The following is a 24,891-nucleotide window of genomic DNA, read 5'->3' as shown; positions in this document are numbered from 1 at the left end:
ACGAGGTGATGCTATGCCTAATGCAAGATTCCATGCCAAACTCACCACACTGGTGTTGGGAGCTTTGGCTGGACTGGTCGTTATATCTGTCATTCTATTTCCTGACAAAGCTTTTCAGTCTTCTCTCGAAGGGCTGACTATTTGGTGGAAGCTCGTCTTTCCTGCCTTGATGCCTTTCCTTATTATGGCCGAGCTCTTAATTGGCTTCGGTGTCATTCAAGGCACAGGCGTGCTCCTAGAACCGCTAATGCGCTTCATTTTCCGCCTGCCCGGCGTTAGTGGCTGGGCTTTGGCATCAGGCATTGTTATAGGATTTCCAGCGGGAGCTAGAATTACTGCATCGCTGCGCGAAAAAAACCTTCTTACACGTACGGAAACAGAGCGGTTAACGGCCCTCTCGCATTTGTCCAGTCCGTTATTCCTAATCATGGTTATCGGGATTGGATTCCTTCACAACGCCAAACTAGGGATCCTACTTGCGATTATTCATTATATTTCCGCTATCGCAACAGGATTCTTGATGCGACAAAGCAAGCAATCCATCGCCCCTCTTGAAGCAAAAAAACTAGTATTGAAACCGAAGGAATCGACTTCTATTGTGAAATCTGCCCTCATGACCATGCGCCAAGCGTATTGGGAAGATGGACGTGCTTTCGGTAAGCTTCTCGGAGATGCAGTAACCTCCGCTGTGCAAACGCTAATGTTGATTGGCGGATACATGATGATATTTTCCGTACTAATCAATGTAATCACCATCACTCATTTTGCCGATATCCTTCGTCCCGTCACGCAATTCCTTCTTAGCTTCATGGGTATTTTCACAGACACAACACCGCAATGGATCAAAGGATTGATGGAAATTCACCTTGGTGCCTATGCTTTTAGCCAAGCAAAGGATCTCTCTCTTCTGCCGCAAATGGCGCTGCTCAGTGCCTTCCTCGGTTGGGGAGGCTTGTCCGCCCACGCACAGGTTGCTGGCTTCCATCAGAAAACCGATGCTAGATATACATTTTTCCTACAGTCTCGCGCGCTACACGCTGTACTTGCCCTATTCACAACGATTCTGCTCTGGAAACCATTGCAGCTGCTCTTGTTAGATACAGAGCCCAGTTTTCTCCGACTAGACTTAGCGAGCAATTCAGCTGCCGCGGCCCCCTTCCCCTTGAACGGCGAAACGGCATGGGGCCTATGGGGACCAATGCTGATGCAATTCTTTTTCATTTTCACCCTTATGTTGCTCGTATCGGTTGGCCTGCGCCTCTTCCAGAGGAAAGTAGTGGATTAACCAACTTTATCTTGAAATTCCTTTCGATCTAGCTTCTAGGTCTGAGGGAATTTTTTGCGTAGTTCCTCTTCCACTTCTGCTGGTACCAGATCCTCGACAGGTCCATGGAACTTGGCAATCTCTTTCACGATGCTTGAGCTCAAATACGAAAACTGTGGCTTGGACGTCATAAAAAACGTTTCCACATCTGGGTTCAGCTTGTGATTGGTCGATGCCATTTGCAATTCATATTCAAAATCTGAAACGGCCCGAAGTCCACGAACGATAAGTCTGACATTACGTTGTTTCATATAATTGACCATCAGATCCCGAAAACCATCGATCTCCACATTGGGAAGATCCGCGGTTACCTTGCGAAGCAGTTCCATGCGCTCTTCTAGGGTGAATAACGCATTTTTGGATGTATTGTTCAGCACCGCTACAATAAGTTTATCAAATACTTTTGCTGCTCTATGTATAATATCAAGATGACCGTAGGTAACCGGGTCAAAGCTACCTGGATATACCGCAACTGTAATACCGTGTTCTTGCCTCATCATGCTGTTCATCTCCTTCAATTACTGAGTCCTATGGATGTGTTGTCGCGTTTAAATATGGTAACAGCTGTATCTCCATAGTCTGCTCTACGTAGCTGCTTGAAGCCACCTATGGTTTCTAACAATACATCCTTAGCATCGTGCTCGACTACGATCGTCGCGTCCGGTTCCACAATGGCTTGTTCCTCCATCGTTGTCATCAGCTCAGCAATCCCTTTCATCCGGTAAGGTGGATCGAGGAATACAAGTTGGAACTTCTCCGCCCGCTTCGCCAGTACCTTCAACGCTCTCGCCGCATCCGTACGGTAAATCTCCACCTGATCCTTCACTTTGGCGACTTCAACATTGTGCCCAATGGTATCAATGCTTTTCTTCTCGATATCAATAAAGACCGCCTTATCCATCCCACGGCTCAGCGCTTCAATCCCTAGCCCGCCCGTGCCGGCGAACAGATCGAGTACCTGCCCTCCATCGAAATAAGGTCCGATCATACTGAAGATCGCTTCCTTCACTTTATCAGTTGTTGGTCGTGTACTTGTACCGGGTACAGCCTTTAACGACCTGCCTTTGGCCGTGCCTGAAATCACTCTCATCTGTGCGTTTCCCTTCCATGCTGGTTCATTCTTTTGCTATCGTACCACAAGCACTAATCTGACACAAAAAATTTATCACTGCGATGTATAAATTTACCGTAAAGCGGTCATCCTTGAACTATCGACATCAGAGAATGTCGTAGACAACCGCGGAGAAGGCTTACGTTTCCCCATAAGCTCTTCATCCGGTTTCTCCTCTCCCATGAGGCGGCTGCGCAAGCAGTCGCCGTTATTATTTTATAGGACAGTTTGCAGCAACCCTTATTCTATAAGGGTTTATTTGACTATAACAGAGGCAAAATTGCATATAGTACAGATAGTACAATTTAATATTGGGGACGCTTTGGGGACGAAAATTTTCAAAGTAAAAAACACTGCAACAAATGTATTCCTAACATAGCCTACTATATTCGGTAAATAAACTGTACTAAAGAGATCTTGTAAATAAACTGAACCTCTTTGTTCAGCTAGTATGTCTCCCTAAATCCGCCTCTTTCAACAAACTTCTTTAATCGGATCTGTTCAAAATCCTCGAGTGTCAAGCCTTTATTTGCAACAATCGGATAAATTGCTTCTATAATATCAGCTAATTTTTCAACATCCTTATTCGATGAATTATTAAAGATTTGCATTTTAACACTTCTCTATATTCATATGGTTGGAGGACCATGTTTGAATATGTAGAACCTAATTTCTCGATGATCTGCGGAATCTTATCTCTTATAAGCTTGTTATATACTTTCATTTCAAACGATTCAGTGCCTTTTGTCGAAAAATATAACCCAATATATTCCAAATAGTCCATAATACCTAAGGTGAAGGTTTGAATCCCATTCGCTAAAGGGAGAATATATATTGAGATACAACTTGAATCTGAGTGACGACGCTTTACTTTCGGCGTACAAAGATGCTCTTATAATGAATCTAGATGAAGAGTTTATTGAATTACTTGAAAAAGAGTTGATTAACAGAGGCATTACTTTTATACGACCATCAAAGGAAGAGAAAGAATACTAATATCTAGTTAAAAAATGATGGGCGAATGGGATCTCACCCTTCACCAGAAAAAGCCCTGCTAGTTTTTTGCTAGCAGGGTTATAGCTGAAATTAAAAAAGCCCAAGGGTTCCTCCCTTTGACTTTTAACACCCTGCAAATATGATTCTACCTTTTAACCTTTTCGATTCTATTCAAATGAAATCTGAAATTGAATGAATATTAAAATAATATTTATATTTCATTCATAAGTGACATATAAATAGAGGGTTTTCATATTGCGTACAGACAAAAAAATCGAATGAATAGTTATTGATAACCAAAAAACAGCGCAACACCAAGCCCACATTGGAACGCCCCAATCTTTAATGTGTTCTGGAATAAACGAACCCATATAGAATAAGACGATACTTATTAGAACCACAGTTAACTGAATAATAACAGCCCAAGTAAAAAAACAAATCAACATTTCATACCTACTTAACTGCGCACCGGGTAGTCGAGTTCTTAACACAAGTAACGGTCCGCTGCTCACTGTTGCAATAATTGTTATACTGGCAACATTGAACCCAGCGAGAATAGAGATTGCAGCTATAACCTGACCGCTAATTTGCTGAAACTTTTCAATTAATACAGTAAATTTCGTAACAGATAAAGCGGTAAAATAAGTCATTATTATTGCAATTACAATAGGTAAAAATACATCCACCAGTAGCTCTGATTTAGTTGAATTTTTCCAATATCTCTTTAAAGTGACCCAAGGAAAATTGTTTGCTTTAATAAATGAAAGTAACATTAATTGTCAACTCCTTAAAGGTGATCTCTGACTGGCAATCTCCTTAAGAACTAACTCCACTGAACTCAACATAGGCTGATTATTAGTATCAACTGCCACTTTCTTTTTAAATCGTTCTTGAGAATCATCCATTTTTATTACCTTTTCAGCACCAGCAAGCTTACCCCGCACTACTATTTTAGTAACCCCTTGTTTATCTTTATAGTCTATTAAAAGCGGGACAACTTTTTTAAGTCCTTCACGCTTATGTTTTGCTTGAAACACTAAGTTAACATTCGTTGCAGAAGTTCTGTCAGCGTCCCGTTGCAAAGCGCGAACAGCTTCATTTTCGAAAGCTTGTGCATCGACAGCAGTTACCTCAATCTCAATTTTATTAACAGTATTCAGTTGCCTGATGCTCTCAAAGAATGAATCGTTTACTAATGTGCATATCTGAATATACGTCAAGTTATGACCAGCTATACTATCTTTACCCAACTCTTCAATGTATTCTTCAAATCGAGCCCTGTGCAACTTCATATTTGATTGTAGAAGAAGAAAACCATCTGATTTTCGAATTAAAAAATATGTAAGTTCGGTCTCGCCTTCTCTGGTTTGTTTTGGATTGGGCCTTTTTGTTAAATTATCAGCGTGAATCAGTTCTCCCGTTGTACCGTATTCTGCAGATGACATACGACCAAAAATAAAATGCTCATCCTCTTCTAGATGATCCAAGTGCATTAACCATGAATCTCCATAACGCTTAGTTTTTGCCTGCATGTTTAACGAGTTTATTTTTTCTAAAACATCAAAAAAAATAATTGATTCCCACTTGAATTCATCATACTCTATGTTTTTCTTTTTCATTTGATAGTGAAGGTCAATTTGATATGCATTGAAGCTTTTAAATTTCGTCGTCATGAAATCATCTCCTTATGACTTCCAATATTCGACATTAAATTTAAATTACCTCCATATTTAATCATTTATTCCTCCGGCTGTCCGGAAGCCTTCCGTAATCGATTAGCTAGCCAATTGTAATATTTTTGCTGTTTGCTCAATTCAGTAATTGTTTCGGCCAAAGCACCAATCTTTTTAACTTCTGCTTCATGCCATTCAGGTTTAATCCAAGTGTTAATGATCGTATTCGCAACGTCCTTATCCAATTCAGGATCCTCCTCCAATGCATACCCCAGTTGTTTATTGTCATTCAAACGATTGATTAACTTCATTGCATAATTTGTATCCACTGCCCAGCCGCATGCTGCAATTTCCCGGATCTGTTCTTCTTCGGTTCCCTGCTGTTTCACATCTTCATATCTGCCGTTCTTTTGAATGAAATCCACATAACCGGTAACCGGATCGTTATACCGGATGTAATAATCGCCCTCCGCTGCCGGACGTGCTGTCCCTTTCATGGACAATGGCATATAACTCTGCCATGTCTGGCCGGCGATGTTGTTATTCTTCGTAAAATTGGAACTCGTGAAGTGAGCAGTCTCATGCTGCCATTGAGCAAATATTACAGTTGGGAACCAGCCAATGATTGCGCTGGCCTCCTTTGCCTTTCCCCACCAATAGGTTTGATCCTTAACATTCATTTTTGGTTCTCACCCTTCTGTTTAAGCTGCTCAAGTGCATTTTTAATAGCTGGCGGCCATGGTACACCGAGGACACCAAAGTTCTCAATCAATGACAGACCTTCGCGACCAGCATAAAAGTAGATCGCAAGTGTTCTAAAGATCGGCGCATTACCACCTATAAACTGATCAAGATGGACGGCAAGGAAGATCACAAGCATGACAATGCCCTTTCGGATACCACCCCAGAACATCACATCGCTATTTACGTTCTTACACTTAATGGCGCCTAAAACACCAGTTACGTAGTCAGCAAACATCATGTAGGCTAGGAGCTTGAGTGATACATCCCACCCGCCAAGCGCAGCTGCAATGAACGTACCAACCGCAGCTACGAAACCACTAAAGATAAACTCCCTTTCCGTTGCCCCTGCTGCAGCTGAATATAGATTTGTTGCTAATAGTCGTACATCCATTAAACACCTCTTCTTTCTGCCCAATTCATAGGCATAAAAATAGCCCCGAATGGATCGGAGCCACAAATTCTGACAAACATTTCACTTGATCAATGGTAGAATTAATCTAATGCAATTTAAAGGAGTCGATACGAAATGGAGATCATGAATATTAATATTGGATCTTATACCAAAGAGGAACATAGTGTTTACATTGGAAAAGTATCAAAATTTCGCAGATTAATAAATAAAGGATTAAGTTCTAAAGAGGCAGGTAAGATTTGCGCTCGTGAAATCATTAGTGATGAAACTGGTCCAGGTGATGTTTTAGAACGACGTTACAAAAATACCAAAGATCCAGTTGATTCATTTGGCCAACATGTTGAACGGATAGATGAAGTATGTGCTGGTGTAGCAAATGACTGCATTGAAAGTGAAGAACCATTTAATGGAATTTTACCATATTGATTTATTGTTCAAAGACTGGGTTGCTCAGTCTTTTTTTATTTCCAACCAAGGGGACTCCCACAAGTCCTGCGGGCTAATATCTCCTGTTGTTTGAGCAACAATCCATATCTCCGTTTCCGCATGAACAGCTTTGACTAATTGCTCCGCGCATTCAAATGCTTGGGGACTGTCGAAGTAAACAGGTATACCTAGTCTCTTGCGAAATAACAAAGCAATTACCTCGCCCCAACCGTATTGAGCTCCTTCTGTCTTTCGAATCTGATTAAGAATTCTAAGACGCACTTCAGGTGCGAAACTAAGACGTTTTACAATGAAGTCAGAATAAGCATCAAGTGATCCATAACCAGCACTTCTAAAGGCATTGGCTTCGAATATCACACCAGGGCAAACAAAATAGGCTACGTGAGAGTATTCACTCTTCGTAGCCCATTTGACTAACTCGCCTATGATTCGATCTTTTAACGTTGGATCTCGACGACGCTTCACGAAAATAACGTCACAGGGTTCGAGGGTTACCATACAATCGCCTCTCTCTCCTCTGGAGTGGTAGCAGCGATAACTTGTTCCTTAAGTAGCCAATACTTACCGATATTTGAATTTTTATGCGTGAGGCCAGCGGCAAAAACGGTTTTAAATTGATTGATCGTGTGCAATTGTGGAATGCCAGATGCTTTCCACGGAAAGGTACCTGAAACCATGCCAGCGGTTATTGCGTTAAGCATGCCTCCCAGGTTGATTTGAGCATCGTAGTCGAAATCGTAAGTGTTATCAGTGCCAAGTGCGTCTGAGGTGAATCCCGAGAGAATAGCTTCATTACATGCTTTGTTTAATTCTGCGATTTTAGCGTCAACTGGCGATACTGCCTCGGGATCGGGGAAGTATCGTTGTTCCCGCGTTTGCTCCACATATTCGCCTAGTTCCAAGTCAAATGTGTAGGAAATGTCCTCAACATTTTCGCTGTCTATCCTAATTGTCTCTATCTTAATCAGAGAACCTATCGTATAGGTTATATAACTTGTTTCGTCGTTGTCGTCAATATCCTGTACTATTACATCGGTATCGACTATTGTATATATCTTAGGCACAATACCATCCTCCTTATGTTCCGATATGTAGAGCGTAACGAACAGTACCGCTTACATTTATGGCCGAGTTTGTGTAGCCAGCCTGTGTTGGATCTCCATATAGCTCAAGTTTGAAGTTTTTCATGAAGTAGATAGGGTCTTGTCTAAGTTGTACTAGGTAAGTGTAATCTCCTCCTGCGTTATGCTCATCTCTTATAAACAGCGCACCTAAAGGGTATAGGTTAGGGGATTGACCGGCATTGGCGTTATTGGGTATTACCATAGGCATGGTTTCCACCTGATCGTCTATGGTCAATCTAATATATAGAGTTGATCCTACAACGTAGTAATCGTCTCCGCTGTTGATATAAGCGTTCACGCCTACAGCCGCCACAGCGTGCATTATAATACCTCTTTTGTTTTGAATATCAACTACTGAATGCCAAGTACGAGGTGCTTTGTTATTAGCGTTCAAAGTCGCCGTTCTTGTGTAAGTTGCTTGTATTGCTGTTTGTCCTCCCACTGGTTGCCACGCCCCTCCGTTATACCATTCTAAATAGCCACTTGTTGCACGTAATTGCGGCAAAATATTACTCTTGTAAATCCAATCGCCGCCTGCCGATATAGCAAATCGCTCAGTGGCAAGATCGGTTTCTCTTATTGAAAAATTCCCACCGTCTGTTACAATGTGCCAATTTTTATTAGACTGATCTGTTTCAGTTAGCGTAATTATGGGGGCTCCATTTGATATTGTTAGCCCACCTGTCATCGTATCTCCTGCTTTATTTAAGGGAACATAACCCTTTACTAAATCAGCATCTAATCCGCTACCTGCTCCGTCTACGGTTTTTATCTTGGTTAATACGTCAGCTGCCGTATAGGATGTTGCAGGCAATGCCGCATTAGCAACGGTAGCTACCGCATCGACTGTATCTTTACGCGCGATATCTGCCGCCGCTGAAGGAACCGCCACTTGTGCGCGCCCGTTACCGTCTCGAGTAATCAGCGTATTAGCTGTCGCAGCCGAAGTCGCACCGTGAACACCAGTCGTTGCGGTCATATGCGTATTCGCTGCGGTCAACGTAGTCGGTGGCGCATCGTACCAATTTGTTGTACCGAGCATCGCCTTAATACGGTTCGTAATCCACGAAAATAATTGCGTTATCGTTCCGACTGAGCCTGACGGAGTCTGCGCCGGATCTGCAGTTCTATTCCCTAAGACGGTGTCCGTTGCTGCTCCGTTCGCGAGCCCGGCCGCTGTAATTTGCGCGCCATTACCTGTGGTACCGTCGTGCGTATGCGCTGCTTTCGCCACTGCGTTATCGATCGCGTCAATCAATGCTCTATAATTTTCTCTGGTTACATTTTCGTTCCCAAGCGGCTTAGGTAAATTTAATTTTTCTGTATAATCAGGCACGATGAAACGTCCTCCTTTTTATACTGCATCGACTACCCCGATATTGTCACGGATCTTTACATCCAAGCAATCTGGATCAATCATGACACCAGGTTGCAAGTTGTCTTCTATGACGTTATTAAATATGCGTAAGCCATTGACGCTAAATGCTTCGATCCCATATCCCTGTGTTGGTGAAAAGTCCGTACAGGTGATCAAGTTATTTGCAATCAAACCTCGACGGTTATACCCTACAATAATTGCGGCCGAATATTCATTGATCCTGCCGTTTAGGTGGATATTGTTCTCGGTAAATATATATTGTTTTCCGCCTACATAACGAATCCCATTTTTCCCGTTATTCCTGATGTGATTTTTAGCGATTATCAGACGCGATGATCCTTCTGTAACTTCGATACCATAGCCGTCATTGCTCAATATCTGGCTATCAATGAGATTGGCATTGCCGGAGGCTATGTCGGTAGTATTCGTTAATAATATGCCGTTTCCGCTGTTGAATTCGATATTACAAGTTGTTACATTTAAGTCTGCGACAGAATCGACACTTAAGCCATGCCGAGTATTGGACTGCACAAAACAATGATTCAAATGAATTTCGTCGTTACCTCGAAACAACGTGCCATCATAGTAGCCAATAATGGCGACTCCGTCTCCTTTGACATTTGTCACACGGCAGTTCAAAATATTCGTAAAATAGCTTGCTTTGAGTTTTAGTCCAGTAACAATGCTTGATTGATTTCCTTTGTTCCCATCGATATTTAATCCACTGATCGATAGATAGGGACATTGCTCCAGTAGAAATACATCTGCGTTGCTATTAGCTTTCAGCTTGAGGGTAGCCCCATTACTTACAACACTTATATGCGATTTGTTATACATCTTTAATCCAGTTGTGATATAAGTACCATCCGGTATAAAGATGGATGTACCATTTACTAGGCTATCCAGACAGGCTTGTAGGGCTGCAGTGTCGTCCGTAGATCCATCACCTTTTGCCCCAAACTGCTTTTTGACGTCTAATTGTGTGCCACTAGAAGGTTTACTCCAGCCCATTACGCTCGTCCCCTTCCATATGCTCTAAACGCTCCTGTCGCCACGATTGATACAACCGTGAATGGTTTAAAGTATTCCTCAAAGACCTCACCGGCTTTAACTTTGTACATATCAGTTTCAATCGAAAAAGAAAGATCAGCCATTCCGTCATTTGATATGACAAAGCCCATCATCGGAGTTGTGAAAGTTTTAGTCATGTTGGTCGTTCCGCTGAAAGGTTCTTTTGCAACAAGACCAAAAGGCAATTCACTCATCACGGAGTTGAATAATACAACCGGAACGAAAAATTTGTTACCATCTGTTGTGGGTATGACTGCACCCGCTTTGCCGTTAACGTCAGTCGGAAATGCATAAGACATACAAGTTTCTCCTTCCTATTCACAAAATGTAAGAGCAAGAGAAGACTCATTGGAATTGTGTACCCAGATCTCAAATTGATCCCATGTAAATCCAATTGCATCGAGTTCATCCCAAGTTGGGTTATATTCATTCAGCTCATTCCAAATTAAATATCTAAACGAATATAAAACTACAAGATGAGCTGGTTTAATTTCTTCTACAGCTCTTTGTATATCAATAAAATTAGGCGGTGTTCCAGCCGTATCAATAAATCGAATATTAATTTGAAAAGCCGCAGGTTGAACTATTATTTCTACAGTGCCATGCTCATACGATGCGATTACATTATGAAGCAATTGCATATTAACAGTTCCGGTTCCGCGAATCTTTGATTTAATTACGGATCGTCTTTGGTTGTTTGGCTTAGTTATGTCTGTTGTAATGCCAAGTATGTTCTCCCAATTTATAAGCCCCCACGTCGCCTGGTCCACGAAAGCTTGGCTAAATGCATCGGAAACACTAGCGGAAAGGTTGTCAAACTCTTGTCCTTCAGTCTCTAAAATAACGCGAGTCTCATAAATCTCTTCATACAAATCAGGTAGTACCTCAAGCATCTGTTTACCAAAAATACTGTTTAACTTGTAATCACTCACTAAGTACCACCGATCCTTTTACGGCCACCGATCCTTCACTCACAGAAATATTTCCATTGGTGCCGTTCAACTGCAACGATGTATAATCTTGCACACCTAGTACGTCCAATAGAAGTGCTCCTAACTTCGCATACTTCACAGACGGATCTGTCCCAAAAGCAATTCCTGACAAGTGAGACGACATTGCCTCCTCAAAATCTGCTTCAATTTGAGCAAGCGAACTTATACCATTCCTGACAACTGTTGCAGTCACATTAATAGTGACTGCAGTTGCAGCCGTCACTGTCACATTTGCCCCTATGGGCGCTTTTCCTTCCCCAGTACCCGTTGTAGGAGAAATATAATTCTGTATGTTTTGGACAAGCTGAGGGCTTGCGGGATGCTTACTTGAATCAATGATGATAACCTTTACAGTACCTGGACCATTCCAAAGTGGTTTAACTTGCACTCCGCCTACCCCATCGACTTCCAATGCCCATTTCATGTAATCAGCTTTATTTCCTGACGCAGAGGGCAAACGTACTTGTTGGAGGAACCTCTCTCGGTACTCTTCATCAGTTTCGGTATCCTCGCCAAGAATCAACACATCCGTTAGACTCGCAGTAACTAGACCGTTAATGTAATCTAGTGGTAGTATCGTGCCGAAGTTTTGATTTCCAATCTTGCCGGCTGTCTCGCATTGTAATTCAAATTGACCCGCGCTGAGCTTCAAGATGACGATGTAATTAAGGCCGGCCAATGAAAACCGACTACCGATCGGGACATCCAACGGAACGTTGGATGCACCATAGAATAGCCCTTTACGAATGGCAAAGTTCGCCTGTTTTCGGGTCATCCCAAACGCTTCTGTAGCAGCATCCAAATTTTCATCAGTTGCTGTACTTGGAAGTACTGCTCTATGACCAGCATCTAGGGCAATGAATACGTTAGCTAATTCAAGAGCAGCTGGAGCCAATGCGTCATAAATAATGCTACCAGGACGCTTATCAATGTCATCTGGTACTCTGTTAAGCATCCGTTGGAGTATAGCTTTATAGGTTTGATCCTCATACACGATTAAGCACTTCCTTTGTAGACTGGAATCTCCCGTACTTTGAAACGACTGTGAATTCAGCCAATGCCGAGTCACCGGTGACGGTTATTTTCATATCTTCAATGGCAGTAATTCGATCGTCCTGAAGCAACGATTCCTCAATGCGCCGCCAAATCTCAGAACGGACGTACGATTCCCTTTTACCAATCAACGACTTATACTCTCCGCCATAATCAGGCCCGTAAACAAGATGCTCAAATCGTTCTGTTTGCATGATCTTATATACGGCCTGTTTGACTGCCTCAATACCATCAACAATACCGACAATACGTTTGTTCTCATGATCAATCCTATATGTCTTGCTGTGATGCTGCGTTTGAAATAACTGGACAATACCAGCACCACCTGTTGGTATCATATTTACACCACCCGATCAAAGATTAAATATTGATTACCGCCCTGCATCCGAAATAAGATCACCGCATCCTCGACTTCAAGGCCACGACGAATGATAATTTCCTCAGTGAGGGAGGATCCTGTTATCCCGCCGATGTAACTATGGGAATGACTAAGTTGTATCCTATACTCTGTCAAGCTCTCAGGGACAATTAAAAAATCCTCATCGAGTGTAAACCGCTGATCCACGGTCACTTCGAGAGGATTTATCTGTGTTACACTGCCAAATAAAATAGCAACGGGAGCCCCAGCATCAACCGCCCCTTTGCCAGCACGCTTAATGAGATTCGCTAATGCGGCTATGTCCTTACTCATCCATACACCCTTAACGCTAATGACATCGTATGTTCATCTCCTTCAAAAGTGTGGGTACACTCGTCAACCAAGAAATATTGATTAATACCAATCTCCGCTATATTAATAGAAACTGAACATCCCGCTCGCACCCGGGTATCACCAATGGCATCAACTATAAAAGATCGTGTCTCTCGGTTCTTAAGCTTACTTAGTGTATTGAGCACTTCATTAATCTGAGCTTCATTCAAGCCGTCATCGACTTTTTGATAAAGTTGAAGCCTACCCCACTTAGCGATATTGGAGCTATCCTGTGCAATATATACGTTTCGGCCTACTACTTTTGAGCGCTGCCCAGTTTCCTCGCTCTTTACATCTTGTACGAGCTTAATCCGATTGTACGTGTCCGAATCGATAGAACGTGTCATTTTGTAATCATAAGCCAAACTCAAGTCACCAATTGACATATCCAGTTTCCAATCAGCAATATCGCGTAAAGTCAGTTCGCCAAATTCGTCGTAAAACACAAACGTGCGGCCTGTAAACATCGTTGTATTGCCAAGCGCATTGCAAATAATATCAAGCAACTTGCTGCCGTCCTCGATGGTTCGAGGTATTTTGTAAGTCGTTTCAGCTAGTACGCCACATTTAAGTCCAGTGTCATTTGCAATCTTTTGGACAATCTCAGTTGCACTCGCATTTTTAAATACGTAGGTGTCACTTCCCATCAGATACCGCAACTGGTCATAAGCCGTTATCTTCACAGCTTCGTCTCGTCCATCGTCAATCTTGAATATATAACCATAAAATACAGGCTGTTCATCAAACGTGACACGTACCACATCACCTGTGTTGTATTTAAACGCGGCATCCTCGTATATACCGCCCTTAATAAACGTGAGTTCAATACTAGCCGCTTGGCCGACTCGGTAAGTCTTATATGTAAGCCCAGTCACCGGAAGTTCCCACAACGTTCCGTCCTTATTGTCAATTAATACCTGAAGCAAGAAATCACCTCACGTTGCCGGCAGCTTAAGTATGCTACCCACGGCCAGTTTTTTGACATCCGAATCCTTCAAGCCGTTTATTGTCTGAATGTCTTTATATCTAGAACTGTCGGGTATTCCAGCTGCATCCGTATAAAACCTCATGGCAATCTTGGTTAAAGTATCGCCATCTTTGAGTACATAAGTGTCTGGCCGTATCCGCTCGTCTGGCCTTCTGGTGGACTGCTGGACGGCAACCACGTTCCCAGTGGCGTCGGTATTAACCGTTACCCGGCGAGCCGCGTAAAATACGTACTCTTTAAGAGAAATACTAAACTCAATGTCTCCTGGCGAGCCCGCAATTTCTTTCCATTTAAACTTTTCGATAGAAACAGGAATATTTAACTCTTGTCCGCTAAATCCCTGAGACGCCAAACGTTGCTGCCAGTGAGCTACATAAATAAAACGGATCGGGCGTTTCATCGACTTCCAGTTTTCGATAGCTCGAACGTAATACATCGGTTCATACAGCGTATCCGTTGCTAAAAAAGGATAAAATTGTGCAGGGAATAACCCCTCGAATGATATCTCACGCAGTTTCGGACTCTTTATAACGTTGATTTCGCCGCCCCGAACTTCTGACCTGCCATCATTCGCACCCACGATATCATAGGTTTTGCCGTTACTGCCACTTAAAACTTCAATCTCTGCTGGATTAACTGGCAACTGAAAGCCCTCTTGGTTATTGTTGAAGCTCAAATGGATCTCATAACTCATGTGTTAGTCACTCCATCTACAGAGCTGTCCATGTGCGTCTGTAAAGCAACTGTAAGTTGCCCGATCATATCCTCTACATCCCCTTGAGCGTGGTAATGATTGTCCCCTGTCACCTGGACAGTTGGCGTCAACGTGATGAAATTCTGAATGCTTTTCATCTCTGCCAATTCCCTCATCGCTTTCAGGTCCTCGTTTGAGATATCAACCGTATCACCGATCTTGCCAACCTCGTTCACCCTGTCAATATTCGGGATATCGTCCCATCCACTCAAGGCTGCACCTACTTTGTCGAACATGCCACCAACAAAATTATTACCATTATTGAAAGCTGTGCCATAATCCATTTGTCCCATACGATACTTCGATGATAAGTCGGACACGTGACGACTAGAAGATGTTGGGGCCTCCATATCGCTGAGTTTGCTCATATCCATTTGAGGTATGATACTTATATTTGCTTTTGATACTTTGTTAATTCCTTTGACAACCAAGTTTAATGCACTTACAATGCCGTTAATAACAGTTCCAAAAAATTCAGCAATGCTCTTTCCTAAATCAAAAAATAACTTCTTGACCGCATAAACCGGATCATGAAAAATATTAGCCAAGAAGTCAACGAAAGCAAGAATCATATTCCATCCCAGTGCGATGCTGTTATAGATAGCAGCGAATGCTACCATAAAAATACCCGCAACAATTCCCATAACCTGCTTCGTGGACACTCCAAAAGCATTGAGTACAGTAAGTAGTAATGCAATGGCACCAATCACCGCGAATATGGGCCACGCTGCTACTGCCCAATGTATGAGCCATTTTACGGTTAGCGCTGTAACGACAGCTCCAACGGATACCAGAATATTTTTTGCGATTCCCATATGATTAGATAGCACTCCCACAAACCATGCCGTTCCATTGGCTGCTTTCCTCAGCGCCCCCGAAATGCCCTCAAAAAATTCATTTCCTCCAGGTGAGTTCATAAGCTTATTGACTTGCTCGATGACAGTACCAAATCCCTGGATAGCATCATTTTTCAGAAGAGTCATCACATCACCGAACGTCTTAGGCATTGTCTTAAATTTAGCATTGATGTCATCCGCCGCCGAAAATAACGCTCCTTTGATAATCTTAGCTGTAATCGTTCCTTCAGCCGACATTTTCTTTAGCTCGCCCTTGGTCTTTCCGGTGTACGTAGCAATTGCTTGGGCCAGCATAGGTGCGTTCTCCATGATGGAACGAAACTCATCGCCTTGAAGCTTACCGGATGCCATTGCTTGTGTTAGCTGGTACATACCCGCTTGCGACTCTTGCGTCGAAGCTCCGGATACCTTAAAGGACTTCTGCATGAGCTCCGTAAACTTTAAAACCTCACTATTCCCACCAAATGCATCCCCAGCTAACAAACCAAGTTTCGCAACGCTACTCGCCATCGTAACGTAATCACCGCGCGCTCGGTTAGCTGCATCAAATACGGCAGCCTGTAGCTGCTGAGGCGTCTGCTTGCTGTCATTGACAATGTTTAACCGGGCCTGAGAGTTGATATAATCATCACTCACTTGCATAGCTTTTTTAGCTGCTGCGATGGCGATATATGCCGACGCAATCTTATCCATGTTTCCCGCTAATCCCCCAGCTGCGCTTGACCCTTCCCTGATGCGTTGGTTCACTTGTCCCTGCAGCGCAAGGATTTGCTGTTCTAGGATAGCAATTCGCTGTAAAGCTGCCTGGAGCTGTGCTGCATTACTTCCGCCCACATTCCTATTAAGCCGCTCTACTGCAGCGAGGAGTCTAAGGACAAGCCTTTGCAAGTTAGTAAAGAACACCGTCAACGAACTAGACATTTCAAGTCGAATACGTGCCGTTATTTGTCCGAGTTGCTGTTGAATCCGGACTCGCAGCGCTTGCGCCTGCGTAAGCACGCTCGATGAGTCTAGTGTGATTCTGAAACTAATTGTCCCATGCAGCGACTGCCTTAACCGACCTGCTGTGACGATTGTAGAATCCATCGCCTGTTGCGCTCTGGTAAGCGTGCTTGAGAACTGGTCGAAAAGCTTGAGACTTGCTCCTACGGTTGCCAATAACTCTCACCTCCTTACTGGATCAATTTTTAGCTACTCCCTTTACTTCCTTTGCCTCTTTTTTAACTACCAGTGCAATAGATGCGAATATATAAGCTCTTTCAGAGGCTGGACGTTCTAATATTTCATGCGGAAGCTTCTTAAGTCTATGTAAAGCAAAATGAAGAAGATTGGCAGTTGAATCAGGATCGATCCGCATCCCGTTCTCGTCCCAACCTCCTTCGATTAGTTTTTTGCTTCTTCCATCAATTCATTTATATCTTTATCGTATCCATTAACCTCTTGTACTTTCAGCACCAAGTTTGTATATTCCCCTGGTGTAAGCATACGTTTAATGAGGTTATCCGCGCCGTAAACACCATACGTTTGCTGTAACTCAGCATCTTTAAGATCCGGAAATACAACACTGGCAATAACAAGTTTTAACATATACTCTTGCTCATCCGTCTCACGCGTATTATTGCCGTACTTACCTTTGATTGTTTTGATGCAAGTTTTGCGGATATTGTCGCTATCTTCTTGCAGTACAGCTTTCACTTTCCATGCAATAGGCTTACCTTCATCGTCCTTGAAACGATCGGAAACAACAACTTCCTCTACAGCGTCAACTGGCGCTGCATTTTTTGCGAAAAATGCACTTAAGTTACTCATAAATAGAATCCTCCTTATCGGCTATTAGCCTAATGTTGGTGCAGCAAAAGCGTTTGGCATATCCCAGTCATCAAAAGTGAAGCTTACTTCTTCCTCAAGCACTTCTGAATCCACGTCGAATGCAGCAACTGTAATTTCATCCAAGTTAACATTTTTAAGAATGGTTGTCTGAGGGCCAATCGTGGAACTAGGATCCTCGTTTGTAACTTGGATATCGAAGTACGTATCTCTTCCTAGCTTCGTATACTCCAGCATCAATTGTCTAAACAATGACGTGGTGTAGTAGATGGTCATTGTTCCCGTTCCAGTAAAGCCGTTAGCTTTATTCTGCGTGCCGTTCTTGCCGAGCGTTTTAATTTCTTTCTTATTTTTTTTAACCTTTCCCTCTAACTTTTTAGCATAAAACATTTCCTCGACTTTGCCGTTAATCGTTGAATAGGCTCGAGCTGATTGTCCGGATATGGTATCCTTCGCTTGCAAAAAGGTCATCCTACTTCACCCGCACTTTGTTATAGATTTTTTCGATTGCATCCACCGGCTGCACTGCAAACTCCGTGTATACTGCATCAGTATCTTCGCCTTGTGTAATCGTTATGTCTGTTTGCGAATCAAAATTTTCAATTGCACCGATCTTTTGTAATGCTTCCATATACTTCACATACTCATTCTTAAGCAGGTTACGACCATCGGCGTTATTATCCACATTACCGATATAGTAATTATCAAAGATGGTTTTTAAATTATTGTTGATCGAATCCAGGACACGGAGTACGCGGTTTTTAGAGAAACGCTTGTCCTTACTCGGCGTGTAGCTTGTAAATGAATTGATATCCTGAATAACAATAGCGCGCCCTTTACTCTGAGCAAATAGAAACTCTCCAGCTAATACCGCTGTTTGATTCTGAGTATTGGTATAGCGCGGGCTTACATCAATGGCGTCATCATAAGTAACTCGAGTCAAGGATTCATTGACCTGTGCGGCAGCTGTTGCGCCTGCCACCCAAGCCGTAGCAGAAGCAGCATCCAAAACAGTTCCGTCCGATAGGATAACACCGTTTTTAACACTGATAACACCTTCATAATTTGCGCTGGGATAGTTTTCAAGAATCGTTTGAATTTTTAAACCCTCATCGTCGCGCAATCGTTTGTTAAAGGCAACGTATAGGGCCTTAAGTGTTGGATCACTTGATACAAGTGCCATCGTTTGAAACTCGTATAATTCAACGGCCGTAAGGTAATCGGTGTGATCACCATTAAGGATTGTACCGTCAGTTCCACCCGTGAGCGATGCCCCAGCCGATGCTGTAAGCGATCCGCTTCCGGTCCATGTAATCCAATTGTTTGCCACTAGTCCTGCGATGTTCGTTACCGTTTGTTTATCGACCTCTTCTAAGGCTAGTAGCGTTCGTACATCGAACTTTGAACTGTCATCAACATTGGTTTGAATGACGATTTTCAAATCATTTCCTCTCAAGCCTCCATATTTAGCTGTAGCAGTCAAACTGCCAACAACCGCTGTTGCTTTCGTACCTGTGTTCAGCCTGTATAGGAGTAACTTACCAGCTCGCTTGAGTGATTCTCTCACAAGCAGCATGTTAGCGTCCGTCATATCGTAACCAAGCAGCGACTTCACGTTATCACCTGCTTGAAACGTCAATATCTGTTTCGATGGCCCCCATGAGAGCTTTAAAGCCAACGTAACCGTGCCACGTTCTCCTAATGTTCCGAGTGAAGAATCAGTGTTAAACGTGAAATACGAGCCTGGGAGAACCTTATTCTGCACTATCCATGTTCCACCGGCCATCTATTGCACCGTCCTTTCTAAAAACTCATTAATAAGATCTATAACTTTTGAGTTCGTGTAACTTTCACCATCGACCAACAGAGCACCAAGAATGTCTTTCTGAGCACCTGTAAACCTTTGAGATCCTATGAATTGTTCTTTAGTGTATAATGGCTCCTGCTCTTTTCTCGTACTCATAGATGAACCTCCAGTTCTGATTGCATCATTTTCGTTAATTCAGTCTTTTCTTCTAGAAGGTGTACTCCAAAACTAAGAAAGAAATGAAGCACTTCATCAATAATTTCATATTTTAAATTGGTTGCACGCACTGGGCCGCCAACATTGATAAACTGTAAAGCTTCATAAAGCCGCTCAGCCATTTCTCTACAATCTGATTTCTTTGTAAGGCTATCTTCATTAGGGAAGTAATGTACATTGAAAAGTAGCGAACGAAAAGATCGATTGTTCAATTCTTTTTTCTGGCCACTATTCAATTGCATGACAAAAAAAGCAGGCTGCACAAAGCCCTGCTTCACTTGTTCTGTATATATTGGAAGGTCAGGAGCCAGCACATCCAACTTCCCGATAATCCCGTTCAGGATATCCTGTTCAATCATCCTACCACCCCAAGCGCTGTTTCATGAATCGCTGCAGCTTTTGTTCCAATATTGCCACCAGCTCCTGCTCGAGCTCTGCGATGGATACAGTCAACATAAATCGACCCTCCACCCACCCTCGATGATTACGAGTCCGATGACCATACTCAACATACATAGCATATTCCACTGGATTTATTATCTCGATTTGAATGTTAGAACCGACTCGTTGAATGGGACCAATACTCCAACCTCGACGCAAATCTCCGGAAAGCACAGGAGTGCGTGCAACGGTTTTTGCATACAGCCGCGCTGCCAATTCCTTTATGCACTCTTCCAGGAAAGTATGAGCATGCTGTTGAAGTTGGTCTAAACCTTTCTTAAAATCCTGCAAATCCGAAAAACTAAAGTCGCCTAAGCGGCTCATGCACGGCCAACTTCATTCAACATGATCTCTTGATGCGTTGGATACCGAAACGGCTTTCCAACTTGTTGAAACCTAATATTCATTCCATCTTGAATAACGTTTATCTCACTGCCCGCTCTGATGGACACATCTGGGGAGATAAAGAGCTTAGCATCATAATCAATCGTATTGTCGGTACCTGTGCTCGTTACTCCCCTAAGAGCGGTTTGTGAAACAGCGCAAGGCTCATCCTGAAGCACTATAATCCGCTGTTGGCCTGTAACCTTAGTCACCGGATCCTTAACTAACTGCAATTCAGTGACCGTACAACGACCTTCATACGTCATTTCTATAGCTACCCTTTCGGCTGCTACGTTTCCGAAGCCCAAAAGACTACCACCTCAACTTCCTATAAGCAATAAGCTGACTTTCATATCTCTGCAAGAAAGATGCACCTGGTCCAGCTTTAACCGTAGTCTTAGATGAACCGAATGTGGTTGTAACATCCCCGCGTTTAACGCTCTGAATTGCCTGCTGAGTTTCCGGAAACTCAGAAGCATACTTCGTCCTATACTGATCCTCGGCGATTTGTAACACCACATTCACCAACTCTTCCGGAACAATTGGAATGTTACACCAAGTTTGTATAGCTTGAATGACCGTCTCAATCGTAAAGATAAGCCGGCCATCTTTGCCATTGTCTTCTACAGGAATAGCTAGCAGGTCCTTAAGCTTGCTCAAGTAATCATTTGTCGTCGTCATCGTCGCTATCACCTGAATCAATAACACCATCTTTAATAAGGAGGGCTTTATCTTCTACAGAAACCTCTAGTTCTTTTCCTGTAGGGTAATAATTACCGCGATATTTAACGTTTTGAATAAACTTCACTTTAACATGCTTCGTCTTTTCTTCTTGTGCCTTGGTTGTCATCTACGTTCACCCTTTCCGATTAATTAATTTTAGAAATATAAATCTGATCAATACGCTCGAAAGAAGGTAGGGTAATCGCGGAAACGATCGTCTCCACATTGACTGGGTGCGGCTCTTTTATGGTTGTAATCGCGACACCAGTATTTACAATGGAGACATCAGCTGAGGTACTACCAGACATAAGATCGGATTCCTCTGGTGTAGTTCCAAAATACGTATTGCCAAGTGATCCCTCTGGAATAAGGGTGAAGTAATCATCGGGATAGAACAAGTTGCTGCTACCGTCCTGCAGAGCAAACTTCTTGTTATAGACGGCAATCGAAACACCTAATTTATTTTGCAGATACTGTTTCATAAGCGCATCCGTCATAATGATGTTCTGGCCACCAAGGGGATTCATATCTAGACGAATGGCTGTGTTGGAGAGAATATAGTTCCATGTCTTCCGCGTACAAATCCCATTCAACGGACGAACACCGGTGTCATCCTCAACCGTATCCTGCCAGGTTTTAATATCACCTACGATATCCGCCGTTGGATCGCTCCATTTGTCCGTACCAGTTAGTGTGACCTTATGGGAAGCTGGCATCTTGTAGTCGTAATCATAGTTCAAACGATTAGCTACGATGCTGATCTTACCCGTTGAAAGAAGCTGCATAATCATTCGCTCTGGATTAACCATGGCGCCGCCAACAAGAGCTGATACATCGTCGTAAATATTATTGATCAAAGGCATCAAATAACTTTCATTATCGCTAGCAGCTAAACGATTTAATTCTTGACGATCTTTTTCTCCAATACGCATCGCTTCACGGAAGAACGGCATTTCCGTTTCTACCTTTTTAAAACCAATGCGATCACGAAGCGTGGCCTTTGCATCAAACGCCGACGGTAGCAAAGCAACAGGTAGTCCTTTGGAGCCTTTGATCCACTTGAGGTCCAGACCCAGTTGCTTCTTAGCCGGGAATAACGTAGCCCCAAGATAAGGAATTGCATTAGAAGTGTTTGTATCGTAATACGTTGCAATGTTCTTTGCATTAACGAGATCAAAAATGGTTGGCATTTAATTCATTCCTCCTTCTTATTTCAAAAAAGCAATTTGTTTAAGTGCTGTTAATTCTTCAGGGGTTGGCGCTGTTGGGATTTTAGCGAGATCAATAAAACCATGAACAAGCATTGCACCTGCAGCAGGGCCGAAAGTTACATCAACATCAGTGAACAGCACGCCTTCAGCATTGGACACACCTGCATTCGTTACTGCTTTTTTCGCCTTCTTCGTGATGTCGGTTAAAATGCCATTACCAACGATCGTCCCAGCTGGAACAATCTTCTTGCCATCAGCATTCGCAACAATTCCAGTGTCATCAACTGTCACGGCCAAATTCACATAATGATCCGGGAACTTTAAGATTTCCTTCCTGTTATTCGTATAGATTGTTTCTGTGTATTTCATACAATCATTACCTCCCAAGTATTATTGAAAATACGATTCCCTTGCTTTATCTAACCCTTCAGATTGCTTAGCGGCTTGCTCAGCTAGACGTTTACCCATGTTGTTCTGATCATCTCCTCCGCCAGAACCTGGTGTCTTACCATCTCCAGGAGTGATACCTTTGAATTGTTGCTGAGTAGACTTCTCAGGAACAAATAAAAAAGCCTTGCTCGTCTGCAGGGCTTTCACTTGATCATCTAATCCACTTTTCACATTTCCAGTATCATCGAGTTCCACCTTACTCTTATCGAGTAGTCCCGTTACGATTTCAGGATCATGAACCTTGCCTGTTAAGGCTAGCTTAAGGGCCGTATTCAATCTAAGTTCTTTCAACTCCGATTCATACTTATCTGAAGCAGCTTTATTATCTGTTTGCAGTTGTGTGATTTGTTCCTGCAGTACCTTGTTGTCACCAGCTGCTTTATTTAGCGTTTCAAGTTGCTTATCTCGCTCCTTTAAATCATCTTCCGCTTTCTTCTTCGCATCGGTAACATCTTTAAATCGATGTTCAGGGACCCAGCCTTTATAATTTGTTTCAACACCTCCTACAATTGCAGCTATTTGGGTATCCGAGAGCCCTTGAGCTTTCAACAGGTCTTTCAACCAATCCATTTTCTCAACCTCACTTTTCTCCGATTGTATCCGGTGAATGAATTACCCAGTTTAGTGCCATTTGGTAGGGCAACAGAAAAAGGACTCCTGATAGTTCAGGAATCCTAAATAAAATCACACTTTTTTCTATGATTTAAACCAAAAGAAAACTGCGACTTGAAAACGCTGTTAATTAATCTCTATATTATTTCTTTAAAGGCAAAAAACATTTCTTAATTATTCATCAGAAGAAAAATTCTTAATTTCACTACCATCTTTTCCTGCTAAATAGTTTCTTTCCGATTTTCCAAGCAGCACCAATAGCAATTGCTGGAATGATAATGGGGGCAGCAGCTACAGCGGCTGCTCCAACTACAGCTCCTGCGGCAACAACAGCCCCACCAACTGCCGTTCCTGCAATTGCGGTACCAGCTGCTGCAATAGTGCCACCAACCGCTGTACTAGCTACTGCAGACGTTACAGCAGAGGCTGCTACGACAGTAGAGGCTGTAGCGGCAGCTACCGTACCTGTAACAGCACCGGTGACAGCTGCTCCAGCCACCATTGCGGCTCCACCGACTGAAGTTGCTGCTATTGCCGCGCCAGCTGTTGTTGCTACACCTGCAACTGCTGCTCCTGCTGCAGTCTGAGCTACGGCAGCTACTGCTGCTCCTGCGACATAAGCTGTTCCCGCTGATATAGCAGTGTCAACTGCTACATCTTTTACGGCTTCTTTCAATTCTTTTTCACCAGTAATAACATCAACCAGGTTAGATCCAATACTTAGTCCAGCTCCAAATTGTGCACCGGATTTAGCTGCCTGAATACCTGCGCGATGTGCGTTAGATAGATTCTTTGTAGTGGCATAAGCTTTAGATGTAACTACTGCATTTTTGTTACCTGTAATTTTTTGTTCCAGTTGCATGGTCTTTCCTAATTGGGTAACTTGTTTATTGCTAATATCTGATTCTACTACTTTCATCCCAGCTTGTCTGGCCCTTTCAGCTAAGGCAGTGTTGCCTTTATCTACAATAAGTGTCTGACCCTTGTACTTTGCAAAATTAATGTTTCCATTGGCTTGCCCGACTTTAGCTTGAGCAAAAAACTTTCTCCCATTTTTTTTAATCACAAAATCAGCGACTCCATTATCGTTGATTACCATTGTGAGAATACCATTAGCCGTTTCGTTTGCTGCATGTAGGTGTTCAAACAAAAATCCTTTGAATCCTGATTTTCCGCCGCGCTTTGCATTTAACTCACATAGTTGCTTTGCCAAATCCTTATTCACTCGGGCCTTATGCATAATTACAGTCATAGATTTTTTAGAAGTTTGTCCCCCTACAATTATTCCTGTCGATCTGGCAGACTCATTTTTCTTTTTCCTTACAGAAATATAGGATTGGGTTGTCTTCTGATCATTTTGTTTATTAGTTTGTTCATTAATAGAACCATATTTTAGTACAGTCTTATTTAGAGTATCTCTTAATTCCTTTATTGCCTGATACCTATTATTCAACCCAGGACTATTTATCCCGCCTAAATTCTCCATGTTCTACCAACTTCCAGTTAAATTTTAGGAAAATATACCTAATTTATAATATATATCAT

The 24,891-nt window shown here is 42.7% G+C and carries 34 protein-coding genes and 1 pseudogene; 3 read left to right on the top strand and 32 right to left on the bottom strand.

Annotation, left to right across the window (positions count from 1 at the left end):
* Window positions 1-13: 13 nt before the first annotated feature.
* Window positions 14-1,285 carry a hypothetical protein gene (locus GC096_RS30965; RefSeq protein ID WP_171635741.1) on the top strand — a complete coding sequence of 424 codons (1,272 nt, stop codon included), beginning with the start codon at window positions 14-16 and terminating at the stop codon, window positions 1,283-1,285.
* Between the two features lie 35 nt (window positions 1,286-1,320).
* On the opposite strand, the gene coaD is transcribed toward GC096_RS30965, so the two are convergent.
* Both coaD and rsmD read right to left on the bottom strand, forming a co-directional pair.
* Entirely contained in the window at window positions 1,321-1,833 is a 513-nt protein-coding gene (coaD, locus tag GC096_RS30960) for a pantetheine-phosphate adenylyltransferase (protein WP_376769541.1), read from the bottom strand.
* Window positions 1,834-1,838: 5 nt separating this feature from the next.
* A pseudogene (gene rsmD / locus GC096_RS30955) lies at window positions 1,839-2,420 on the bottom strand (16S rRNA (guanine(966)-N(2))-methyltransferase RsmD); the annotation flags it as partial.
* Between the two features lie 849 nt (window positions 2,421-3,269).
* Here rsmD and sda point away from each other — a divergent pair.
* On the top strand, window positions 3,270-3,431 hold the full coding sequence (gene sda / locus GC096_RS39185) for a sporulation histidine kinase inhibitor Sda (RefSeq protein ID WP_312886378.1): 162 nt from the start codon (window positions 3,270-3,272) through the stop codon (window positions 3,429-3,431).
* 218 nt (window positions 3,432-3,649) lie between these two features.
* Here sda and GC096_RS30945 read toward each other — a convergent pair whose 3' ends face one another.
* The 4 genes from GC096_RS30945 to GC096_RS30930 all read right to left on the bottom strand — a co-directional run bounded on the left by GC096_RS30945 (window position 3,650) and on the right by GC096_RS30930 (window position 6,239).
* Window positions 3,650-4,204 (bottom strand): hypothetical protein, encoded by a 555-nt coding sequence (locus tag GC096_RS30945; RefSeq protein ID WP_171635736.1) that lies wholly within the window; start codon window positions 4,202-4,204, stop codon window positions 3,650-3,652.
* Window positions 4,205-4,210: 6 nt separating this feature from the next.
* Window positions 4,211-5,104, bottom strand: coding sequence for a hypothetical protein (locus GC096_RS30940; RefSeq protein WP_171635734.1), 894 nt, complete (start codon window positions 5,102-5,104; stop codon window positions 4,211-4,213).
* Window positions 5,105-5,169: 65 nt separating this feature from the next.
* A complete protein-coding gene (locus tag GC096_RS30935) occupies window positions 5,170-5,784 on the bottom strand; it encodes a glucosaminidase domain-containing protein (RefSeq protein ID WP_171635732.1) in 615 nt (204 codons plus the stop codon).
* Window positions 5,781-6,239 carry a phage holin family protein gene (locus GC096_RS30930; RefSeq protein WP_171635730.1) on the bottom strand — a complete coding sequence of 153 codons (459 nt, stop codon included), beginning with the start codon at window positions 6,237-6,239 and terminating at the stop codon, window positions 5,781-5,783. Before GC096_RS30930 ends, GC096_RS30935 begins: the two co-directional genes overlap by 4 nt.
* A 135-nt stretch (window positions 6,240-6,374) precedes the next feature.
* Here GC096_RS30930 and GC096_RS30925 point away from each other — a divergent pair, with 135 nt between their 5' ends.
* Window positions 6,375-6,686, top strand: a complete 312-nt coding sequence (locus GC096_RS30925; RefSeq protein ID WP_171635728.1) for a hypothetical protein — start codon at window positions 6,375-6,377, stop codon at window positions 6,684-6,686.
* A 24-nt stretch (window positions 6,687-6,710) separates the two neighbouring features.
* On the opposite strand, the gene GC096_RS30920 is transcribed toward GC096_RS30925, so the two are convergent.
* From GC096_RS30920 to GC096_RS30795, 26 genes are all read right to left on the bottom strand, one after another.
* A complete protein-coding gene (locus GC096_RS30920) occupies window positions 6,711-7,205 on the bottom strand; it encodes a hypothetical protein (RefSeq protein WP_171635726.1) in 495 nt (164 codons plus the stop codon).
* Window positions 7,199-7,771: a DUF4376 domain-containing protein gene (locus GC096_RS30915; protein ID WP_171635725.1), complete on the bottom strand. Its 573-nt coding sequence runs from the start codon at window positions 7,769-7,771 to the stop codon at window positions 7,199-7,201. The genes GC096_RS30920 and GC096_RS30915 overlap by 7 nt, the downstream gene beginning before the upstream one ends.
* Window positions 7,772-7,784: 13 nt before the next feature.
* Window positions 7,785-9,167, bottom strand: coding sequence for a hypothetical protein (locus tag GC096_RS30910; RefSeq protein WP_171635723.1), 1,383 nt, complete (start codon window positions 9,165-9,167; stop codon window positions 7,785-7,787).
* 18 nt (window positions 9,168-9,185) lie between these two features.
* Window positions 9,186-10,220, bottom strand: a complete 1,035-nt coding sequence (locus tag GC096_RS30905; protein ID WP_171635721.1) for a right-handed parallel beta-helix repeat-containing protein — start codon at window positions 10,218-10,220, stop codon at window positions 9,186-9,188.
* The gene (locus GC096_RS30900) at window positions 10,220-10,579 is read right to left on the bottom strand and encodes a hypothetical protein (RefSeq protein WP_171635719.1); all 360 of its coding nucleotides are present in this window, start codon (window positions 10,577-10,579) and stop codon (window positions 10,220-10,222) included. The genes GC096_RS30905 and GC096_RS30900 overlap by 1 nt, the downstream gene beginning before the upstream one ends.
* A 15-nt stretch (window positions 10,580-10,594) precedes the next feature.
* A complete protein-coding gene (locus GC096_RS30895; RefSeq protein ID WP_171635717.1) occupies window positions 10,595-11,212 on the bottom strand; it encodes a putative phage tail protein in 618 nt (205 codons plus the stop codon).
* Window positions 11,205-12,266: a baseplate J/gp47 family protein gene (locus GC096_RS30890; protein ID WP_171635716.1), complete on the bottom strand. Its 1,062-nt coding sequence runs from the start codon at window positions 12,264-12,266 to the stop codon at window positions 11,205-11,207. Before GC096_RS30890 ends, GC096_RS30895 begins: the two co-directional genes overlap by 8 nt.
* Complete coding sequence (locus GC096_RS30885; RefSeq protein ID WP_171635714.1) at window positions 12,259-12,663, bottom strand: DUF2634 domain-containing protein; 405 nt, start codon at window positions 12,661-12,663, stop codon at window positions 12,259-12,261. Before GC096_RS30885 ends, GC096_RS30890 begins: the two co-directional genes overlap by 8 nt.
* Window positions 12,664-12,665: 2 nt before the next feature.
* The gene (locus GC096_RS30880) at window positions 12,666-13,016 is read right to left on the bottom strand and encodes a DUF2577 domain-containing protein (protein ID WP_216626296.1); all 351 of its coding nucleotides are present in this window, start codon (window positions 13,014-13,016) and stop codon (window positions 12,666-12,668) included.
* Complete coding sequence (locus tag GC096_RS30875) at window positions 13,013-14,002, bottom strand: XkdQ/YqbQ family protein (RefSeq protein ID WP_171635712.1); 990 nt, start codon at window positions 14,000-14,002, stop codon at window positions 13,013-13,015. The genes GC096_RS30880 and GC096_RS30875 overlap by 4 nt, the downstream gene beginning before the upstream one ends.
* 9 nt (window positions 14,003-14,011) lie before the next feature.
* Complete coding sequence (locus GC096_RS30870) at window positions 14,012-14,758, bottom strand: LysM peptidoglycan-binding domain-containing protein (protein WP_171635710.1); 747 nt, start codon at window positions 14,756-14,758, stop codon at window positions 14,012-14,014.
* Window positions 14,755-16,833 carry a tape measure protein gene (locus tag GC096_RS30865; RefSeq protein WP_171635709.1) on the bottom strand — a complete coding sequence of 693 codons (2,079 nt, stop codon included), beginning with the start codon at window positions 16,831-16,833 and terminating at the stop codon, window positions 14,755-14,757. Before GC096_RS30865 ends, GC096_RS30870 begins: the two co-directional genes overlap by 4 nt.
* A 22-nt stretch (window positions 16,834-16,855) precedes the next feature.
* Entirely contained in the window at window positions 16,856-17,032 is a 177-nt protein-coding gene (locus GC096_RS30860) for a hypothetical protein (RefSeq protein ID WP_171635707.1), read from the bottom strand.
* Between the two features lie 26 nt (window positions 17,033-17,058).
* Window positions 17,059-17,484 (bottom strand): phage tail assembly chaperone, encoded by a 426-nt coding sequence (locus GC096_RS30855; RefSeq protein ID WP_171635705.1) that lies wholly within the window; start codon window positions 17,482-17,484, stop codon window positions 17,059-17,061.
* A gap of 24 nt (window positions 17,485-17,508) precedes the next feature.
* The gene (locus GC096_RS30850; RefSeq protein ID WP_171635703.1) at window positions 17,509-17,973 is read right to left on the bottom strand and encodes a phage tail tube protein; all 465 of its coding nucleotides are present in this window, start codon (window positions 17,971-17,973) and stop codon (window positions 17,509-17,511) included.
* 1 nt (window position 17,974) lies between these two features.
* Complete coding sequence (locus GC096_RS30845) at window positions 17,975-19,267, bottom strand: phage tail sheath family protein (protein ID WP_312886377.1); 1,293 nt, start codon at window positions 19,265-19,267, stop codon at window positions 17,975-17,977.
* A 21-nt stretch (window positions 19,268-19,288) separates the two neighbouring features.
* Entirely contained in the window at window positions 19,289-19,465 is a 177-nt protein-coding gene (locus GC096_RS30840) for a hypothetical protein (RefSeq protein ID WP_171635700.1), read from the bottom strand.
* The gene (locus GC096_RS30835) at window positions 19,462-19,884 is read right to left on the bottom strand and encodes a phage tail terminator family protein (protein WP_171635698.1); all 423 of its coding nucleotides are present in this window, start codon (window positions 19,882-19,884) and stop codon (window positions 19,462-19,464) included. The genes GC096_RS30840 and GC096_RS30835 overlap by 4 nt, the downstream gene beginning before the upstream one ends.
* 1 nt (window position 19,885) lies before the next feature.
* Window positions 19,886-20,290, bottom strand: a complete 405-nt coding sequence (locus GC096_RS30830; protein ID WP_171635685.1) for an HK97 gp10 family phage protein — start codon at window positions 20,288-20,290, stop codon at window positions 19,886-19,888.
* Window positions 20,287-20,658, bottom strand: coding sequence for a hypothetical protein (locus tag GC096_RS30825; protein ID WP_171635683.1), 372 nt, complete (start codon window positions 20,656-20,658; stop codon window positions 20,287-20,289). Before GC096_RS30825 ends, GC096_RS30830 begins: the two co-directional genes overlap by 4 nt.
* A 4-nt stretch (window positions 20,659-20,662) precedes the next feature.
* Window positions 20,663-21,031: a head-tail connector protein gene (locus GC096_RS30820; protein WP_171635681.1), complete on the bottom strand. Its 369-nt coding sequence runs from the start codon at window positions 21,029-21,031 to the stop codon at window positions 20,663-20,665.
* A complete protein-coding gene (locus GC096_RS30815; RefSeq protein ID WP_171635679.1) occupies window positions 21,015-21,200 on the bottom strand; it encodes a DUF7210 family protein in 186 nt (61 codons plus the stop codon). Before GC096_RS30815 ends, GC096_RS30820 begins: the two co-directional genes overlap by 17 nt.
* A 19-nt stretch (window positions 21,201-21,219) precedes the next feature.
* On the bottom strand, window positions 21,220-22,263 hold the full coding sequence (locus tag GC096_RS30810) for a major capsid protein (RefSeq protein ID WP_171635677.1): 1,044 nt from the start codon (window positions 22,261-22,263) through the stop codon (window positions 21,220-21,222).
* An 18-nt stretch (window positions 22,264-22,281) separates the two neighbouring features.
* Window positions 22,282-22,653, bottom strand: a complete 372-nt coding sequence (locus tag GC096_RS30805; RefSeq protein WP_171635675.1) for a hypothetical protein — start codon at window positions 22,651-22,653, stop codon at window positions 22,282-22,284.
* 21 nt (window positions 22,654-22,674) lie between these two features.
* Window positions 22,675-23,304, bottom strand: coding sequence for a phage scaffolding protein (locus GC096_RS30800; RefSeq protein WP_171635673.1), 630 nt, complete (start codon window positions 23,302-23,304; stop codon window positions 22,675-22,677).
* Window positions 23,305-23,551: 247 nt separating this feature from the next.
* Window positions 23,552-24,832 (bottom strand): hypothetical protein, encoded by a 1,281-nt coding sequence (locus GC096_RS30795; RefSeq protein WP_171635672.1) that lies wholly within the window; start codon window positions 24,830-24,832, stop codon window positions 23,552-23,554.
* Window positions 24,833-24,891 lie beyond the last annotated feature (59 nt).

The organism is Paenibacillus plantarum (assembly GCF_013141695.1).
GTDB lineage: Bacteria > Bacillota > Bacilli > Paenibacillales > NBRC-103111 > Paenibacillus_E > Paenibacillus_E plantarum.
Note: the sequence above shows the minus strand (reverse complement) of the source record. Positions and strands in the feature narration are given on the sequence as shown.

Bases quoted from the DNA above. Each gene is read 5' to 3' on its own strand.
- GC096_RS30965 (WP_171635741.1), top strand. From the start codon at position 14: ATGCCTAATGCAAGATTCCATGCCAAACTCACCACACTGGTGTTGGGA.
- coaD (WP_376769541.1), bottom strand. From the start codon at position 1,833: ATGAACAGCATGATGAGGCAAGAACACGGTATTACAGTTGCGGTATAT.
- GC096_RS30945 (WP_171635736.1), bottom strand. From the start codon at position 4,204: ATGTTACTTTCATTTATTAAAGCAAACAATTTTCCTTGGGTCACTTTA.
- GC096_RS30940 (WP_171635734.1), bottom strand. From the start codon at position 5,104: ATGACGACGAAATTTAAAAGCTTCAATGCATATCAAATTGACCTTCAC.
- GC096_RS30935 (WP_171635732.1), bottom strand. From the start codon at position 5,784: ATGAATGTTAAGGATCAAACCTATTGGTGGGGAAAGGCAAAGGAGGCC.
- GC096_RS30930 (WP_171635730.1), bottom strand. From the start codon at position 6,239: ATGGATGTACGACTATTAGCAACAAATCTATATTCAGCTGCAGCAGGG.
- GC096_RS30925 (WP_171635728.1), top strand. From the start codon at position 6,375: ATGGAGATCATGAATATTAATATTGGATCTTATACCAAAGAGGAACAT.
- GC096_RS30920 (WP_171635726.1), bottom strand. From the start codon at position 7,205: ATGGTAACCCTCGAACCCTGTGACGTTATTTTCGTGAAGCGTCGTCGA.
- GC096_RS30905 (WP_171635721.1), bottom strand. From the start codon at position 10,220: ATGGGCTGGAGTAAACCTTCTAGTGGCACACAATTAGACGTCAAAAAG.
- GC096_RS30900 (WP_171635719.1), bottom strand. From the start codon at position 10,579: ATGTCTTATGCATTTCCGACTGACGTTAACGGCAAAGCGGGTGCAGTC.
- GC096_RS30885 (WP_171635714.1), bottom strand. From the start codon at position 12,663: ATGATACCAACAGGTGGTGCTGGTATTGTCCAGTTATTTCAAACGCAG.
- GC096_RS30880 (WP_216626296.1), bottom strand. From the start codon at position 13,016: ATGAGTAAGGACATAGCCGCATTAGCGAATCTCATTAAGCGTGCTGGC.
- GC096_RS30870 (WP_171635710.1), bottom strand. From the start codon at position 14,758: ATGAGTTATGAGATCCATTTGAGCTTCAACAATAACCAAGAGGGCTTT.
- GC096_RS30860 (WP_171635707.1), bottom strand. From the start codon at position 17,032: ATGCGGATCGATCCTGATTCAACTGCCAATCTTCTTCATTTTGCTTTA.
- GC096_RS30855 (WP_171635705.1), bottom strand. From the start codon at position 17,484: ATGAGTAACTTAAGTGCATTTTTCGCAAAAAATGCAGCGCCAGTTGAC.
- GC096_RS30850 (WP_171635703.1), bottom strand. From the start codon at position 17,973: ATGACCTTTTTGCAAGCGAAGGATACCATATCCGGACAATCAGCTCGA.
- GC096_RS30840 (WP_171635700.1), bottom strand. From the start codon at position 19,465: ATGAGTACGAGAAAAGAGCAGGAGCCATTATACACTAAAGAACAATTC.
- GC096_RS30835 (WP_171635698.1), bottom strand. From the start codon at position 19,884: ATGATTGAACAGGATATCCTGAACGGGATTATCGGGAAGTTGGATGTG.
- GC096_RS30830 (WP_171635685.1), bottom strand. From the start codon at position 20,290: ATGAGCCGCTTAGGCGACTTTAGTTTTTCGGATTTGCAGGATTTTAAG.
- GC096_RS30820 (WP_171635681.1), bottom strand. From the start codon at position 21,031: ATGACGACGACAAATGATTACTTGAGCAAGCTTAAGGACCTGCTAGCT.
- GC096_RS30815 (WP_171635679.1), bottom strand. From the start codon at position 21,200: ATGACAACCAAGGCACAAGAAGAAAAGACGAAGCATGTTAAAGTGAAG.
- GC096_RS30810 (WP_171635677.1), bottom strand. From the start codon at position 22,263: ATGCCAACCATTTTTGATCTCGTTAATGCAAAGAACATTGCAACGTAT.
- GC096_RS30805 (WP_171635675.1), bottom strand. From the start codon at position 22,653: ATGAAATACACAGAAACAATCTATACGAATAACAGGAAGGAAATCTTA.
- GC096_RS30800 (WP_171635673.1), bottom strand. From the start codon at position 23,304: ATGGATTGGTTGAAAGACCTGTTGAAAGCTCAAGGGCTCTCGGATACC.
- GC096_RS30795 (WP_171635672.1), bottom strand. From the start codon at position 24,832: ATGGAGAATTTAGGCGGGATAAATAGTCCTGGGTTGAATAATAGGTAT.